Below are 15060 nucleotides of genomic sequence, written 5' to 3'. Positions count from 1 at the left end.
GACCGCCGGCGCCGCAAGCAACCTCGGCCCCAGCGATCCCAGGCTGCTCGCTGCCATCGGGGAACGAGCCGCCGCCTACCGCGCGTTCAACCACTTGCCCGCCCACACCACGGTGCCCGTCGATGCGGTTACCGCCTCGGGGTCGGGCCTCGATCCGGACATCTCGGTGGCCAACGCCGCCCTTCAGTCGGCGCGGGTGGCTGCTGCTCGGCATCTGGCACCCGAAGCGGTTGCGGCACTGGTGCGTGACAACACCGCCGGCCGCCCTTTGGGGTTCCTGGGGGAGATCGTAGTCAACGTCGTCGAACTCAACCTGGCGCTTGAACAGCGGCGGCCACGCTGATGATTACTGTCGGCGCGCTGTCCGGGCCTTCCGTACGCAGCGACGCGTCGATTGCTTCCAGCAGGTCGCGCGCGGCCTCGACAGTAAAATAATCGCCGCGACCTTTGGCAGGCACTTGCTCGAGACAGATTGTCTGGAATCGGATTTCGACTCGATCGCCGCACAGGGTCGCGGTGATCTTCGGCGTACCGCCCGCGGGACTGAGCCGGATCGCGTTGGCGGCCAATGCCGTTATGACGCGGGTCAGCACCGCGGCGTCGGAAAGCACGTTGGGAACGTCTTCCGGCACTACGACATCCACGGCATGCCTACCGGGCCCGAGTTCGTCGAGCGCCGCGGCCACGACCTCGGCGACATCGACCTGACGTATCCGCACATCGAGCGCACCAGCCCGTGCCCTGGCCACATCTTCCAGTTGGTTCGCCAGCACACCGATCCGGTCCACAGCGCGCTCCAGTGTGTCGATCGGCTCACCCTCCCGCGCCGCGGTCGGTATGGCACGTAGGGCCGCGACAGCCCGCTTCGCGGAGTCGACGCCGTCGACAAGGGCACGACCGGCGGCGGCCGCCATTGCGGTTCGCATGCGCTCACTCTGAGCCTGCTGTTCGGCGCCGGCAGCCCGCTGGCTGAGCGTGCGCTGGCCCAGGTACTCGGCGATCTGCGCCGCGCACGCAGTGAAAATCTCCAGGTCAGCCGCCGATAGGGCCGGACCGCGCGCGCCCAGGATCGACGAAGCATCCAACTCAGCCTGCACGGTGGCCTGCGCGGGCAACTCCGGGAAGCCGGTCCCGCAACTGGCGCCGACGATCCAGCCACCGTCATGCGTCCCATCGGTGCGACGTTGCAGCACGCTCAACCCCTCCAACCCGAATGTCTCGCGCACCAAATCCAACAATTGGGGAAGCCCGCCTTCACCGCGCAACAGCGCCTCGGCCATCGACGTCAGCACCGCAGCCTCCGCGCTCGAACGGGCAGCCAAGCGCCGGCGCCGAGCGCTGACTTCCACTGTCCAGCTCACCAGCAGCGCCACCGTCACATATACGACCAGGGCCAGGGCATTGCTGACGAGCGCGGCTCGGAGCGGATCCACCCGTGGGGTCAAGAAAAGATCTGCGGCCGCCACGGAAACCACCGCGGCTATCAGCGCCGGATACCACCCGCCCACAACGGCTATCAGGACAATCACGAGCAGATACACCAGCAGATCACTCGGCAGGCTCAGCCGCGACCGCAGCAGTCCCAGCAGGATGGTCACTGCCGGCAACAACAGCGCCATCAGGACCAGCGCCCGGAACCGCCGGCGCAGTCCGACACCGCGTAGCTGCGGGAGCCGCGTCGCAAACCTTGCCGGGGTCTTATCGGTTACCAGGTGCACATCCAAGGTGGCGTCTAGCCGAGGCAGCCGACGGGATACCACTTCCCGACCGGTCAGCACCCTCCAGCCGGCGCTGGGACGGCTGACGCCGATCACCAGTTGGGTGGCATTTTCATGCCGCGCGAACTGAGCCAATGCACTGCTGACGTCGGCGCCGACTACCTGATGCCAACTACCGCCGAGCCCTTCGACCAACGAGCGCAGCGTGGCCAATCTGGCCGGGTCGGCCCCCGGACGTCCGTCGCTACGCGCCACGTAGGCGGCCATCAGATCGGTTCCGGGGGTGCGGGAGGCCAGCCGCGCCGCCCGCCGAATCAGGCCCTCGCTTTCCGGTCCGCCTGATACACCCACCACGATGCGCTCCCTGGCTTCCCAGCCAGCGTTGATCCCGTGCTCGATGCGGTAACGGCGCAAGCCTTCATCAACCCGACCGGCTAACCACAGCAGCGCCAGCTCGCGCAGTCCGGCCAGATTGCCCGGCCGAAAATAGTGCGACAGCGCCGCGTCTATGCGATCCGGTGGATAGATGTCGCCGGCAACCATGCGGCGGCGCAATGCTTCTGGGGACAAGTCCACAAGTTCAAGCTCGTCGGCGTGGCGCACCACCGCGTCGGGCACCGTTTCGCGTTGCTCGACTCCGGTCATCTCGGTCAGCACATCGCCCAATGACTCCAAATGCTGAATGTTGAGCGTAGTGAGCACATCGATACCCGCGTCGAGCAGTTGCTGGACGTCCTGCCAGCGTTTCGGACTGCGGGAACCGGGAGCGTTGGTGTGGGCCAGTTCGTCGACCAAGGCCAGTTGCGGACGGCGAGCAAGCACCGCATCAACATCCATCTCCGGCAGCACCCCGCCTCGATGTGGGACATAGCGCCGGGGCACCACCTCCAGCCCCTCAACCAGGTCCTGCGTCGCCCGTCGGCCATGCGGCTCGACGAACCCAATCACGCAGTCGACCCCCTGTCTGCGCTGGCGGTGACCTTCGAGCAGCATCTCGTAGGTCTTACCGACTCCCGGAGCAGCACCTAGGTAGACACGAAGCCGTCCCCGTGCCATCAGCAGCCGGCTTCTCCGACTGCGCGGGCGCGCCCGTCCACGCGCTTCAGCCTAATCCCGGGCGATGCGGTAGTACCGGGATTCAGCTGTGCTCGGTAGCCGAAAAGTAGTGCCCGGCTTGGCGTCAAAGAGAAAGAGGCTGTCGCATCTAGTATTTCGGAACTTGCCGACAAATTTGAGCAACGCCTGTGTCGGCGCAATCCTCAAGCACGCAATGACCGTCGACCGTTTTCCCGGTGACCTTCGGCCCTACGGCGTCGATTCGGGGCAGCGTAACAACGCAACTATGGGACACAGAACTGATTTACCGGCTGCCATCCACGTCGACGTGACCGTGCAAGGTCAGCCGGTCGGTATCGAAGATTACATACAGGAAAAGATCGGCGGGCTCAGTCGGCTCGCACACCAACCCGTGCTGCATGCCCGTGTCAGGGTGAGCCGGCATGCCGATCCGGCGGTGGCGCGTCCGGTTATCGCCCAAGGCAACTTGGATCTCAACGGCCGGCTCGTCCGCGCCCAGGTCGAGGGCGAGAGCGCCCGTGAAGCGGTCGATCGGCTCGAGGAGCGACTGCGGCGTCGGCTCGAACGCATTGCGGAACGCCGGGAAGGCAAACGAGGCAATGCCTCTCAAGCTAACCCGCACGAATGGCGTCATCAGTCTGAGCCCACGCATCGGCTGAGCTACTTCCCGCGTCCGGCCGATCAACGTCGAATCATTCGGCGGAAGTCTTTCACACTGGGCACCCGCACGGTCGACGAAGCTGCGCAGGAGATGGAGCTGCTCGACTACGACTTCCACTTGTTCACCGAGAAGGGAACGAAACAGGCCAGCGTCTTGTACCGGACAGAGCCGGCCAGATACCGCCTCGCGCAGGTCAAGCCCTTGCCTGCGGAAGTTGCGCCATACGAGCTGCCCCTGACCATCAGTCCGCAGCCGGCACCGCGACTCACGCTCGAGCGGGCGAAGGAGCGGCTCTCTCTGCTCGGGCTGCCATTCCTGTTCTTTGTCGACGTTGACCAAGGTCGGGCCGCCGTGCTGTATCACCGATACGACGGACACTATGGGCTGATTTGTCCTGCCGGGTGAGGTGGTGAGCAGCGACCAACGGCCTTCTGCAAGAGGGACTTCCTACTCTGCCCCTCGGACGCTGCCGAGTGGTCGGATCAAAGGGGCAGTTGGTCTTCGAAGGAGTCTGATATGGCGGTGGTAGCGATCAACGGCCTGGGGCGGATTGGCCGGGCCACGCTGAAAGTTCTGACCGAGATCGACGGCATTCGCGTTGCGGCTGTCAACGATGTGGTTCCTCTCGATGATCTGGCTTACCTGCTTCGCTACGACAGCGTCTACGGCCGCTACCCTCGGCCGGTGTCCGTCGAGGACAACGCCCTAGTGATCGACGGTCAGCGAATTCCGGTGTATTCCTGCCGCAATCCCGCCGAGCTGCCATGGTCTGAACTCGGTGTCGACCTGGTTTTTGAATGCACTGGCGTGTTCCGCCGCGAACCGGAGCTCGCCGCGCATCTGACGGCAGGCGCCAAGTACGTGCTGCTATCCGCACCGGCGAAGACCGAGGGCGTCGCCACGGTTGTGCACGGCACCAGCCCTGCGGCCCAAGATCAACAGATCATCTCCTGTGCGAGCTGCACCACCAACTGCATCACCCCGGTGATGGAGATCCTGCAGCGCCGGATCGGGGTGGCCCGCGCCGTGATGACCACGGTGCACGCCTACACAGCAAGTCAGCAGCTGATCGACGGGCCGAGCAAGGACATGCGGCGCGGTCGCGCGGGCGCACTGAACATGGTGCCCGCGTCTACCGGCGCCGCACTCGCCACCACCCGTGCGCTACCCGAGTTGTCCGACCGGTTCGATGGTGTGGCGGTGCGTGTACCCATCCCGGTCGGCTCGATCGCCGACATCGTCGCGGTCACCACCCGGCCCGCCAGCGCGGACGAGATCAACGACATATTTCGTAACGAGGCTGACAGCGATCGCTATCGCGGAATCGTCGGCGTCGCAGAGGATCCGATTGTGTCGACCGACATCGTCGGTGACCCGCGTGCCTCGGTGATCGATGCGGCGATGACCCGGGTCGTAGACGGCACCCTGGTCAAGATCATGGCCTGGTATGACAACGAGTGGGGATTCACCAATCAGATGGTCCGCACCGCGTTGGCCCTGTTAGGCATCGAACACACGCTTTGAGCGTGGCAACGCATCGCGTTGCGAACTACGGAGGGTCCCAATGACTTCCACCATCGCACAAATGGCCATCGACGCACCGAACTTCGCTGCGCTTTATGCCGATCGGGTCCAGGCGACTCCCGATAAGGAAGCATTTCGCTACTTGGATCACGGAGAGTGGGTTTCGGTCACCTGGCAAGACACTGCCATTCGCGTGGAGGCGCTGGCGGCTGGGCTGTTGGCCGTGGGCATCGAGCCAGAACAGCGGGTCGGTATCGCATCCAGCACGAGATATGAGTGGATCCTGGCCGATCTCGCGATCATGTCCGCCGGCGCAGCTACCACCACCGTCTATGCGAACACCAACGAGACTGACACTGCCTACATCCTGGCCGACTCCGAATCTCGGATCGTTTTCGCCGAAGACGCCGAGCAACTGGCCAAGCTGGCCGCACGCCGTGCGGAATTGCCCGCCCTGACCAAGGTGGTGATGTTCGACGGTTCAGCCGATGGGGATTGGGTGCTGACGCTGGATGAGCTAGCCGAGCTTGGTGAGAAGTATCTGGTTGAGGAACCAAACTGTGTGCGCGCAACCGTCGCGGCCATTGCCCCGGAGCGGTTGGCGACGCTGATTTATACGTCCGGAACTACCGGCCGGCCCAAAGGTGTCCGGCTGGACCACAAGGCATGGGTGTACGAAGGCGCGGCGGTGGCCGCTCTCCATGTGATCGGCGAAGAGGATTTGCAACTGCTGTGGTTGCCGTTGGCGCACTCGTTCGGGAAGGTCCTGCTGGCTGCCCAGCTGGCTTGCGGGTTCGTCAGCGCGGTGGACGGCCGCGTCGACAAGATCGTCGACAACGCTGCGGTGGTGAAACCGACTTTCATGGCGGCCGCGCCGCGGATCTTTGAGAAGGCGCACGCGCGCATCGTCACCACGGCGCGGCAGCAAGGCGGGATCAGGGCCAAGCTGTTCGAAAAGGCGTTCACAGTGGGTCTTGACGTGGACCGGCGCCGACGGGCAGGCCATCATTCAGGACCGCTAATGAGCCTGCAGTACAGGCTGTTTGACCGTTTGGTGTTCAGCAAGGTGCGTCAGGTTTTCGGCGGCCGCATCCGGTTCTTTGTGTCCGGCTCGGCGCCACTGAACCGCGAGATCGGCGAGTGGTTTCACGCGGCGGGTCTGCTCATTCTGGAGGGCTACGGACTCACCGAAACTGCGGGCGGAGGCTTTATCAATCTGCCGGATCACTTCAAGCTCGGGACGGTCGGCCTGCCCTTCGAGGGCACCGAGGTACGCATCGGCGCCGACGGAGAAGTCCAGGTTCGCAGCCCCAATGTCATGGCGGGTTACCACCACATGCCGGAAGCCACGGCAGCGTCCTTCACCGAAGATGGGTGGCTGCGTACCGGAGATGAGGGCGAGCTCGATGACGAGGGCTTCCTCCGCATCACCGGCCGCATCAAGGACATGTTCAAAACCTCGGGCGGCAAATATATTGTGCCGCCGGCGATCGAGGAGAAGTTCATCGCCTTGTGCCCTTATGCCAGCCAGTTCCTGGTATTCGGGGAGGCGCGTAATTTCTGTGTCGCGCTCATCGCGCTGGACCCCGACCTGACTGCCAGCTGGGCCGCTGAGCAAGGGTTACTTGCCGAGTCATACGACGAGTTGATCGGGTTGCCGGCGGTGCGCGACTTGGTCGAGGAGCATATTGGCAGACTCAATGCCGAGCTCAACAGGTGGGAAACAATCAAGAAGTGGGCCTTGCTGGATCGCGACCTGACCGTCGAGGGCGGCGAACTCACACCGTCGCTGAAGGTAAAGCGGGCGGTTGTAGCTGAGCGGAACAGGGAACTCCTGGACTCGTTCTATACCTAGCGACGGTCATCCGACCGAGCTTGGGTTCCTAGCGGACGATAAGCAAGGCAAAATCGCTGTGGCGCAATGCGGGATCTGCAGCCGGACTGACAAGTTGCTGCACCTCAATGGTGTGGGTGGCTCCGACGATTACTAATTGAATCGATCTCGCGTGCTCGGCGAGGTAGTTGAGCAGCGGACCGTATGCCGCAATGGCGCGCACGCGGACTTCCGGATAATGCGGCGTGCAACGCGCGACGTAGCGATCGAGGGTGGCGCGCATCCGGCGCTCATGCTCGTTGATAAGGCTGTCGTTCTGGAGGTCATCGAATCCGGACTGCCACGCCGTCATCGCCACCAGTGGAGCGTTTCTCCGGTTGGCCTCCTCGAACGCGCGCTCCAGGACGATCTCGTCGTCTGCTGGCCCAGCAACGTGGGCTAGGACCCAGCGATTCTCCGTTGGCTCCTGGTTCCGGTCGCCTCTGATGATGGCCACCGAGCAGTGTGCAGAATGTACCAACGCAGTTGCGGTGGAACCGAATCCAGCGGGCGAGGCCTGGCCGGCACCGGTGTCCCCTACGCACAGCAGTGCAGTCGATTCGGAAGCCTGGATCAGCGCCGGCACCGGACTGCCCTCGACGATCTCCATCTCGACCTTCACCGGCTTCCCCACAGCATCGATGGCGTTGTACGCGTCGTATACCGCCTCCTCCGCCGTCGCCGTTGCTGCTTGGGTCTCACCGCCGTCGGCAGTAGGACTTAAGTCCCTGATGTAGAGCAGCCGCAGCGGGACGTCTGTGCCGGCCACCTCGTCGACAGCCCACAGCGCAGCCCGAAGAGCAGCTTGCGACCCGTCGATACCAACGACCACCGACTTCGGTGGAAAACCCTCCAACATCGGCACTCCTAAGCATCGACGGTCCGAAAATCACTACCAGGAACGCTATTGCGTGCGTCGCAACTGATCAGGAGGCGATAGTCCTCGCTTGAGGGTCCAATGTCCCTTTTTTGGGCCAGTCCGCTTCGGCTGTTCCCGGGTTGGCTCAGGCAACGGGGTGTCGTCGAGGACCAATGGCCCTGGTGACAGCATCCCGTCGCTACGCAAACTGGTGTGATGAGACCTGCCCCAAAACGAATCACGCAGCTCGCGGCGCTCGTCGCAGTTCTGTATGCCGCACGACGGTACTACCGCAACTGGGGCACCAGTAAAGAGGAGTGCCAGCTGCGGTTGCCGGGTGACGAATTGGTCGGCGACCCGGTCATCCAGGTGACCGAGGCGGTCTGGATCGATGCTTCGCCATCGTCCATCTGGCCGTGGCTAGTGCAGATGGGTCAGGACCGTGGCGGCCTTTACAGTTATCAAGCACTGGAAAATGTGATCGGCCTCCGGCTTCACAACGCCGATCGCGTTCATCCGGAATGGCAGCAACTGGCAGTGGGAGACGCCTTGCGCCTCGCACCGAAAGGCTGGATGGGGCTGCCCGATGGGCTGTCTTTGTGCATCGACGCGATTACGCCCGAACAGAGCCTGGTGCTTCGGACCACTTCGCCGAACCTGCCGCAGGCGGTGTGGTCGTTCCACCTTCAGCCGCATTGGGCAACCCATACCCGACTCCTCGCACGTGCACGGGTTGGCCTGCGGCACCCGGGCGAGGTGGTTGCTGTCGAGCTGGCCAGACCCGCAGTTGCGCTGATGACACGAGGAGTGTTGCTGGGCATCAAACGCCGGGTAGAGCGGCAGATGAACGTGTTCATCACATCGGATTTCTCTTACTAGCACGGGCATGCGGTGGGCTGGCCGATTCGGGAAAATCACCCACCGCCGGTCAAACGGAAAGGAAAACAAGACGATGACGGATGACAATCGTGGTAGAAAAGCCTGGCACCTTGACGCGGTAGTCGATGAGCACGAAAAGCGCACCAGGGCAAAGGTGCGAATGTCGTGGCACGGCAACGAGTTGGTCGGTGTTGGTCTGGCGCGACTCGATCCAGCCGACGAACCAGTGGCCGTGATCGGCGACGAGCTGGCGCTCGCTCGAGCGTTGTCTGACTTGGCGCACCAGCTGTTTGAGTTGACGGTCGCCGATGTCGAAGCCGCCACCCACAAGCCCGCCACCAAGTTACGTCTTTAGACGCAGGCGCCATCACCATTTCAATGTGAGCTCATTCAAATATTCTGGCCCACAGTATCTTCCAAGCAAACATTCAGGGTGTTCGGGTCATTGCTGGCGGGCAACGATGACTGGCGTGGGGGCGGCGTTGTGTCACCGACCATCACCGCCCAAAGGGACGGTCTTTGACTTCGATCGCCGCCAGCGCATTGCTGTTCATCTTGCGGCACCCGATTTGTCGGTCATGTCCAGTGCCGTTGTACGACGCAGTCTTTCAAGTTCGCATGCAATACGCGGACTGACGTCCACCGGATAACGCCAGTCAGTCTTCTCAAGCGAACGAAGCTGAGGCGGAAGCGCTTTCAGCTGCTGTCGTGCCCACTCCCGCGCCATCGGCAAGGTCGGTTGGTGCTGCGAGAGGCGCTTGCCATTCTTCATTACCGGCACGAGCAACGGCTCGCCGTCGAGTTGCTCGTTGTGCGCCCCGATCACATCGCCGGCGAAGACTCCGTTATCGTGCCTGCGAAAGACTTGCTTGCGTCCCGGGTAGATCACCTTTCCGCTGGAGAACTTGGTCCGGCCGGTGCCCTCGTACTCTACAAGCTTGTAGGCCATGTCGAGCGTGGGCGCGTCTTTGGCGACAACGAGTTTGGTGCCCACCGCGAAGCTGTCGATGGGGCAGTCGTCATCTAGCAGCGCCGCAATCCGATACTCGTCGAGACCTGACGAAGCGATGATCTCGAGCTGGCTCAAGCCCGCGGCGTCGAGCTTGGCGCGGGTAGCCTTCGACAGCGCACCCAGATCGCCCGAATCGAGCCGGACCGCGCGCACATCGAAGCGGTCCCCTAAACGATCGGCGAGTTCGATGACGTGATCGACACCCTTCAGCGTGTCGTAAGTGTCGATCAGTAAGGTGGTACCGGGATAGAGTCGAGCGAATGCTTCGAACGCGTCGACCTCATTCTCGAATGCTTGAATGAAGCTGTGGGCCATCGTCCCGTAGGCGGGGATTCCGTACTCGCGGGCCGCGAGCAAGTTCGATGTGCCCGCCACGCCGGCAAGGTAACTGGCCCGGGCAACCTTGAGCGCCGCGTCGGTGCCGTGAGCGCGTCGGGCTCCGAAATCCACGACCGCGCGTCCGCAAGCGGCGTCAACCACCCGTGCGGCCTTGCTCGCGATCACGCTCTGCAGGTGAATTTGGTTGACGACGAACGTCTCCGCGAGCTGAGCTTCCAGAATTGGCGCGATGACCTGGACGATCGGCTCGTTCGGAAAGACGACGGTTCCTTCCGGCACCGCCCAGACATCTCCGGTGAAGCGCACTTCGGAGAGCCGCTGAACGAACTCTTCAGTAAACAAGCCTATTCCGAGCAGATACTCAAGATCTTCCTGGTCGAAGCGCAGCGCTTCGAAGAAATCGAGCACGTCCGAAAGTCCGGCCGCCATCACATACGACCGCTCATCGGGGAGTTTGCGGAACAATGTTTCGAAGACGGCTGTACCCGACATCCGTTCTGCCGCATAGGCCTGCGCCATCGTGACCTCGTAGAGATCGGTGAATAGTGCGGTGATACGCGGCCCTGGCGACATGGCAGGAGTCATAGACCCACGTTTGGCCGCGGATGCGAGCGAATCCGCAGATTCCGGCGACGCGGCATGAACTCCAGCGACAGCAGAACTACCAGTGCGGCAGGTATATGCCGTAACGAGAGCAGTACATAGCGGCGTTCGCCGAACGAGTGGAACTTGCGCAGGTACCGGTACAGCGACTCCAGTCTGATCAGCGAGCGACCCAGATGAATAAGCGTGTAGTAGGTGCCTTCGATGAGGTTGCGGTTCTCATTCTCAAAGATTTCCGGGAAAGCACCGAATGCCAGCGAAAGCCGCTGTCCGCCAGACTCTTTACAGTCCGAGAGCATGTCGACGCTCATTCGCTCGTCGATCCCGTTTGGCGCTCCCGGGCGGCGCCAAGGCACGTCAAGGGTCACGTCGGTACCCCCACCGGCCGTTGCGTATCGTTGAAACCCCTGCACGCGCCCGCGACGATCTCGCGCGACGATCAGCCTGATTCCCGGGTAACGACCTTCGAGGGCATGGTCGAGAATCATTGAAAACCCGCGTTCGAGACGCGCCCCGCGGTGCGATGCGTAAAGCACTTCTGCCAACTCGTCTGCCAGCGCATCGTCGAGTTGCTGTTCAGCGACTATCTCAGTGGTGATTCCGACGTTGTGTGTGCGTTGCACTGCCTGACGCAGGTTGCGGTATTTCCGCCCGGCCATGTCGAATCGGCACATATCGATGACGACATCGCGCCCAATGGGCACCGGCCGCAGCGGTTGGCCGGTCAGCGCGCGGTTACCCCATAACCCAAGCCATTGTTCACCGCAGCCCAGCACGACGATGCGCCAGCCACGGCTGCGACACATCGCCGCGAAGTCGCTCACGAGCTTTGGAAAATGCCTGCGCTGCCCGATGGGGTCGCCGCTGACGACGGCGAGGCCAAGCCGCGCGCAGTAGGCGATTGCCGCGGTCCCTTCGGCATTGAAGTAGTAGCTTTTCAACGATTGCATGGCGAAAGGGGCAAGCGGATCACCGTGAGTCGCTTCGATCAGTGCCCACACTCGCGCCAGCGCAGTGGGATCCCGCCGCGACGGCACCGGCCACGTCAGCACCCATCCAGCGCTCGCAACAAGTCCGTCGCCGAGCAACTGAAATGACAGCAGGTGGCTAGCTAAGCCGGTCGCCAGCACCATCGCCGCCGCAGTGGCGTGGCTGATGGTCACCGGTCGGCCCCGCAGAATGCCGCGCGCAGCCAATATCACCGCCAGCGAGAGTGACAGCGACCAGGTCAGCCGGTTCGTCGCATACCAATCGGGAGCGTAATGGTCGCGCACCACCAGCAGGATCAGCAATCCGAATGCACCGACTAAAGCCGCCAAGCCGATCCCGCGCACTCGTTGCGACTCGGAGCTGACCACTACGCGATCGCGGACGCTGACCTTGGCTTCGCTCACCGTCTCATTCATCGCCGTTCTTTAACTGTGGCCGGCTAGCTGGTTAGGCGTCAGTGCTGCGCGGCATGCGTGAGCGCCTCATGCCCTAGACCATTAGGCAGGGTGGTCTGTGAGGCGCTCGACTCGCGGGTCAGGAAGCCGGTGAGTTCTCCGATTGCGCTCATCAGCGGTGCGGGAAAGACGACCGTGGTGTTCTTCTCCACTCCGAGCTCAGCCAGTGTCTGCAGATTTCGCAGTTGCAAGGCAAGCGGGTGCTGCATCATGGTGTCGGATGCGTCCCCGAGTGCCGCAGCGGCGCGTGCTTCACCCTCGGCAGCAATGATTTTGGCTCGCTTCTCGCGTTCGGCTTCAGCCTCACGGGCCATCGCGCGTTTCATGCTGTCTGGAAGTTGAATGTCCTTCAGCTCGACCAAGGTGACCTCGATACCCCATTCCACGGTGGTGGTGTCGAGGATCTGACGGATGCTGGCATTGATCCTTTCGGTCTGAGCGAGCACCTCGTCGAGAGAGTGCTGCCCGACAACGTTGCGCAAGGTGGTCTGGGCAATCTGATCAATGGCGGCACGGACGTTTTCGATCACGACGACTGATTTGCGGGCATCGATGACGCGGAAGTAAGCGACCGCCGCGATGTCGACGCTGACGTTGTCGCGGGTGATAATGCCCTGCGACTGAATCGGCATTGTCACGATGCGCATCGAGACTCGCCACAAACGGTCGATGACTGGAATGATCAACCGCAGGCCGGGTTCGCGAACGGCGACGACGCGACCGAGGCGAAAGTGCACGCCTCGCTCATACTGCCACACCACCCGAATAGAGGCGATCAACACTAGGATCAGCACGACAAGGGCCGAAACCGTTGCAGCTATCATGCTTTGGCTCACGACTTCATCTCCGATCTATGCTTTTAGGTCACGCGGTGCGCGGCAGATCCGCAGTTGCGCTCGCCGCTTGCGATGTTGAGTGGTGAGATGCAGGCATCCAGCCGACGTAGGTGAGGTACAGGCCGATCACGGCCAAGACGATGCAGATCGCCCGCCACAGCCCGCCCATGCCGATCACCGAGTTGGCCATCGAGACGAAGGCCGCGGGGAAGGCCAGCAGCAAGAACCCGCGTAGCGCCACGAGCCAACCCAGAATTGATACGACAATGGCGGCTGGGCTGCGCCAGTACGAGTGGAGCGCGATCACCACAAGGCCACCTAAGAGTACGAACGAGCCCGCCACCCATGACCACAACGCGTTCGCGGTGAAATCTGACAACAGCGCCCGCATCTCGGAGGCGCGTGCCGCGGCGGTGATGCAAGCGATGACCAAGAATGGGCCGAGCACTCGGGCGAACATACGCGTCCTAATCTGCGGCTGGTGAGAAGGGCTCATTTCTATACCTCCAGGTGGGGGAGCAGTTAATCTCCTGGGATTATCCGACCATTGGGCACACCTCGTCGATAGGGACAGAAGTCCCGGCACCTCGGGCCGTTCGTCAATTCAACTGTTAGTGGCGCACCAATAAAACCGAGCAGTCTGGGTAGGCAGCCAGGGCGTATCCGTGAGGACCGACCAGCCGGGTCAGCTTGTTGGCGTCAGCGGTACCGGTGACAAGTAATTGGATAGGTTCGTTGCGGGTCACCAAGTACTCGGTTGCGGTGTCGGTGATGCACTTGTGCACCGCCACATCGGGATAGCGTGGCAGCCAATTGCCGAGTCGCCGGTCGAGTTCATGCTCGGAAATCGGCCCGACCTTCCATCGCCTTACCCCCAACGCCAGGACGGAGGCCTTACGCAGCAATGCTTCGTCGAGGGCGTGGTGTATGACGTCGTCGCTGTCGGGGTACCGATCAACCACTGCCACGATCTGCTTTCCATGCGACGGTTCGCCGTCTGAGCGGATGATCGCGACGGGGCAGTGGGCATGCTTGGCCAGGGCTACCGCACTCGACCCCAGCAGGCGGCTGGCCGCATGTCCAATCCCGACCGACCCGACGCAGATCATCGCGGCCCGGCGAGACTCCTCAATCAGGATGAGGTCAACGTCGCCGCGACGAATTGCTGTGTCGACGTTGACCGGTCTGCCGCCGGCTCGGATTGCGGCATGAGCCGTATGCAGGGCTGTTTCGGCGTATTGCATCGCCAAATGATCGTCTTCGCCGGAGGCGCTTGACGCCTCGTCGGCACGCAGCACCTCAACCAGCCGCAGCGGAACTGCCCTGCCGATCGCTTCGTCGATCGCCCAGCGAGCCGCGTTGATCGCCGCGTTAGATCCGTCTATCCCAACCACGATCGGAAGCGCACGCTCTGTTGGCTTCATCGCACGAGCTTGCTCTGTCGCGATGGGGATTACGACTGCCTGGCCACGATCACCGGCATGCGCACGGATTGGACGACGGCGTTGCTGACCGAACCCAAGAGCATGCCGGCGAATCCACCACGTCCGTGACTCCCGAGGACGACAAGCTGTGCGGCTTCAGATGTTTCGACGAGCACGCGGGCCGGACGGTCGCAAACGAGGAGCCGGTGCACGGTCACGTCGGGGTAGCGTTCTTGCCAACCCGCCAGCCCTTCGGCCAGAAGACGCTCCTCTTCGGCCTTCACCGCCGACCAATCCAAACCCGGAAGTTCGAAAATCTCGGTGTCACTCCATGCATGTACAGCTACCAGGTTGACGCCGCGCCGCGACGCTTCGTCGAATGCGATCGCGGTAGCAACCTCTGAGGCCGCTGAGCCGTCGATTCCCACCAGCACGGGAGCCTGGGCGGGATCCGGCATCCGCGGATCCTCGTCCCGGATCACAGCGACGGGGCAATGTGCCTGCCGCACCAGGCTCGAACTGACCGAACCGAGTAAACCGCGCGCCAACGCTCCCCGTCCATAGGTGCCCACGACTATCAGGTCGGCTTCTTTGGACAGATCAACGAGCGTTGGAGCGGTGGCCGAAAAAATCAACTCGCTCTCGATTGGTAACCGCGGATTGTCGTTCGCGGTGTCTCGGGCGAGCTTTAGTGAATCAGCGAGGATCCGGCGCCCCTCGTTTTCCTGCCATACCGCAACTCCGTCCGGCAACGGGCTATGCGGCCACGCGGTGACCACGGGATTGACCACGTGGACCACGGTTAGCGGA

Annotated in this window: 14 protein-coding genes; 6 read left to right on the top strand and 8 right to left on the bottom strand. The window is 62.7% G+C overall.

From position 1 onward, the window contains the following. The coding region (locus VEI45_RS20325) for a potassium-transporting ATPase subunit C (protein ID WP_324856328.1) at nucleotides 1–343 on the top strand (343 nt) is incomplete at its 5' end. Here the strand turns inward: VEI45_RS20325 and VEI45_RS20320 are convergent. Continuing rightward, a complete protein-coding gene (locus VEI45_RS20320) occupies nucleotides 309–2774 on the bottom strand; it encodes a DUF4118 domain-containing protein (RefSeq protein WP_324856327.1) in 2466 nt (821 codons plus the stop codon). The genes VEI45_RS20325 and VEI45_RS20320 overlap by 35 nt on opposite strands. A gap of 286 nt (nucleotides 2775–3060) precedes the next feature. Between VEI45_RS20320 and VEI45_RS20315 the strand changes: the two genes are divergently transcribed. The 3 genes from VEI45_RS20315 to VEI45_RS20305 all read left to right on the top strand — a co-directional run bounded on the left by VEI45_RS20315 (nucleotide 3061) and on the right by VEI45_RS20305 (nucleotide 6835). Next, nucleotides 3061–3861, top strand: a complete 801-nt coding sequence (locus VEI45_RS20315) for a sigma 54 modulation/S30EA ribosomal C-terminal domain-containing protein (RefSeq protein WP_324856326.1) — start codon at nucleotides 3061–3063, stop codon at nucleotides 3859–3861. Between the two features lie 111 nt (nucleotides 3862–3972). Next, nucleotides 3973–4980: a type I glyceraldehyde-3-phosphate dehydrogenase gene (gap, locus tag VEI45_RS20310; protein ID WP_324856325.1), complete on the top strand. Its 1008-nt coding sequence runs from the start codon at nucleotides 3973–3975 to the stop codon at nucleotides 4978–4980. Between the two features lie 40 nt (nucleotides 4981–5020). Further along, on the top strand, nucleotides 5021–6835 hold the full coding sequence (locus VEI45_RS20305; RefSeq protein ID WP_324856324.1) for a long-chain fatty acid--CoA ligase: 1815 nt from the start codon (nucleotides 5021–5023) through the stop codon (nucleotides 6833–6835). A gap of 28 nt (nucleotides 6836–6863) precedes the next feature. Here VEI45_RS20305 and VEI45_RS20300 read toward each other — a convergent pair whose 3' ends face one another. After that, nucleotides 6864–7712 carry a universal stress protein gene (locus VEI45_RS20300; RefSeq protein WP_324856323.1) on the bottom strand — a complete coding sequence of 283 codons (849 nt, stop codon included), beginning with the start codon at nucleotides 7710–7712 and terminating at the stop codon, nucleotides 6864–6866. A gap of 216 nt (nucleotides 7713–7928) precedes the next feature. On the opposite strand from VEI45_RS20300, the gene VEI45_RS20295 reads away from it, so the two are divergent. Together VEI45_RS20295 and VEI45_RS20290 are read left to right on the top strand one after the other, a co-directional pair. Continuing rightward, nucleotides 7929–8591: an SRPBCC family protein gene (locus VEI45_RS20295; RefSeq protein WP_324856322.1), complete on the top strand. Its 663-nt coding sequence runs from the start codon at nucleotides 7929–7931 to the stop codon at nucleotides 8589–8591. Nucleotides 8592–8664: 73 nt separating this feature from the next. Then, the gene (locus VEI45_RS20290; RefSeq protein ID WP_324856321.1) at nucleotides 8665–8946 is read left to right on the top strand and encodes a DUF1876 domain-containing protein; all 282 of its coding nucleotides are present in this window, start codon (nucleotides 8665–8667) and stop codon (nucleotides 8944–8946) included. Nucleotides 8947–9141: 195 nt separating this feature from the next. Here the strand turns inward: VEI45_RS20290 and VEI45_RS20285 are convergent, their stop codons facing one another. The 6 genes from VEI45_RS20285 to VEI45_RS20260 form a co-directional block, all read right to left on the bottom strand. Beyond that, nucleotides 9142–10515, bottom strand: coding sequence for a nicotinate phosphoribosyltransferase (locus VEI45_RS20285; RefSeq protein ID WP_324856330.1), 1374 nt, complete (start codon nucleotides 10513–10515; stop codon nucleotides 9142–9144). Between the two features lie 8 nt (nucleotides 10516–10523). Then, nucleotides 10524–11951 (bottom strand): bifunctional lysylphosphatidylglycerol flippase/synthetase MprF, encoded by a 1428-nt coding sequence (locus tag VEI45_RS20280; protein ID WP_324856320.1) that lies wholly within the window; start codon nucleotides 11949–11951, stop codon nucleotides 10524–10526. A 38-nt stretch (nucleotides 11952–11989) separates the two neighbouring features. After that, nucleotides 11990–12814, bottom strand: a complete 825-nt coding sequence (locus tag VEI45_RS20275; protein WP_324856329.1) for a slipin family protein — start codon at nucleotides 12812–12814, stop codon at nucleotides 11990–11992. A gap of 40 nt (nucleotides 12815–12854) precedes the next feature. Further along, nucleotides 12855–13322, bottom strand: coding sequence for a hypothetical protein (locus tag VEI45_RS20270; RefSeq protein WP_324856319.1), 468 nt, complete (start codon nucleotides 13320–13322; stop codon nucleotides 12855–12857). 115 nt (nucleotides 13323–13437) lie between these two features. Next, nucleotides 13438–14250, bottom strand: a complete 813-nt coding sequence (locus VEI45_RS20265; RefSeq protein WP_324856318.1) for a universal stress protein — start codon at nucleotides 14248–14250, stop codon at nucleotides 13438–13440. A 29-nt stretch (nucleotides 14251–14279) separates the two neighbouring features. Beyond that, on the bottom strand, nucleotides 14280–15060 hold a 781-nt coding region (locus VEI45_RS20260; protein ID WP_324856317.1), incomplete at its 5' end, for a universal stress protein.

This window comes from Mycobacterium sp. (assembly GCF_035623875.1).
GTDB lineage: Bacteria > Actinomycetota > Actinomycetes > Mycobacteriales > Mycobacteriaceae > Mycobacterium.
The sequence above is the reverse complement of the archived record's forward strand: the minus strand, read 5'-3'. Positions and strand labels throughout refer to the sequence as shown.

What these genes read in the sequence shown, in the direction of transcription:
- VEI45_RS20320 (WP_324856327.1), bottom strand. Translation starts at nt 2,774, where the DNA reads ATGGCACGGGGACGGCTTCGTGTCTACCTAGGTGCTGCTCCGGGAGTC.
- VEI45_RS20315 (WP_324856326.1), top strand. Translation starts at nt 3,061, where the DNA reads ATGGGACACAGAACTGATTTACCGGCTGCCATCCACGTCGACGTGACC.
- gap (WP_324856325.1), top strand. Translation starts at nt 3,973, where the DNA reads ATGGCGGTGGTAGCGATCAACGGCCTGGGGCGGATTGGCCGGGCCACG.
- VEI45_RS20305 (WP_324856324.1), top strand. Translation starts at nt 5,021, where the DNA reads ATGACTTCCACCATCGCACAAATGGCCATCGACGCACCGAACTTCGCT.
- VEI45_RS20300 (WP_324856323.1), bottom strand. Translation starts at nt 7,712, where the DNA reads ATGTTGGAGGGTTTTCCACCGAAGTCGGTGGTCGTTGGTATCGACGGG.
- VEI45_RS20295 (WP_324856322.1), top strand. Translation starts at nt 7,929, where the DNA reads ATGAGACCTGCCCCAAAACGAATCACGCAGCTCGCGGCGCTCGTCGCA.
- VEI45_RS20290 (WP_324856321.1), top strand. Translation starts at nt 8,665, where the DNA reads ATGACGGATGACAATCGTGGTAGAAAAGCCTGGCACCTTGACGCGGTA.
- VEI45_RS20285 (WP_324856330.1), bottom strand. Translation starts at nt 10,515, where the DNA reads ATGTCGCCAGGGCCGCGTATCACCGCACTATTCACCGATCTCTACGAG.
- VEI45_RS20280 (WP_324856320.1), bottom strand. Translation starts at nt 11,951, where the DNA reads ATGAATGAGACGGTGAGCGAAGCCAAGGTCAGCGTCCGCGATCGCGTA.
- VEI45_RS20275 (WP_324856329.1), bottom strand. Translation starts at nt 12,814, where the DNA reads ATGATAGCTGCAACGGTTTCGGCCCTTGTCGTGCTGATCCTAGTGTTG.
- VEI45_RS20270 (WP_324856319.1), bottom strand. Translation starts at nt 13,322, where the DNA reads ATGAGCCCTTCTCACCAGCCGCAGATTAGGACGCGTATGTTCGCCCGA.
- VEI45_RS20265 (WP_324856318.1), bottom strand. Translation starts at nt 14,250, where the DNA reads ATGAAGCCAACAGAGCGTGCGCTTCCGATCGTGGTTGGGATAGACGGA.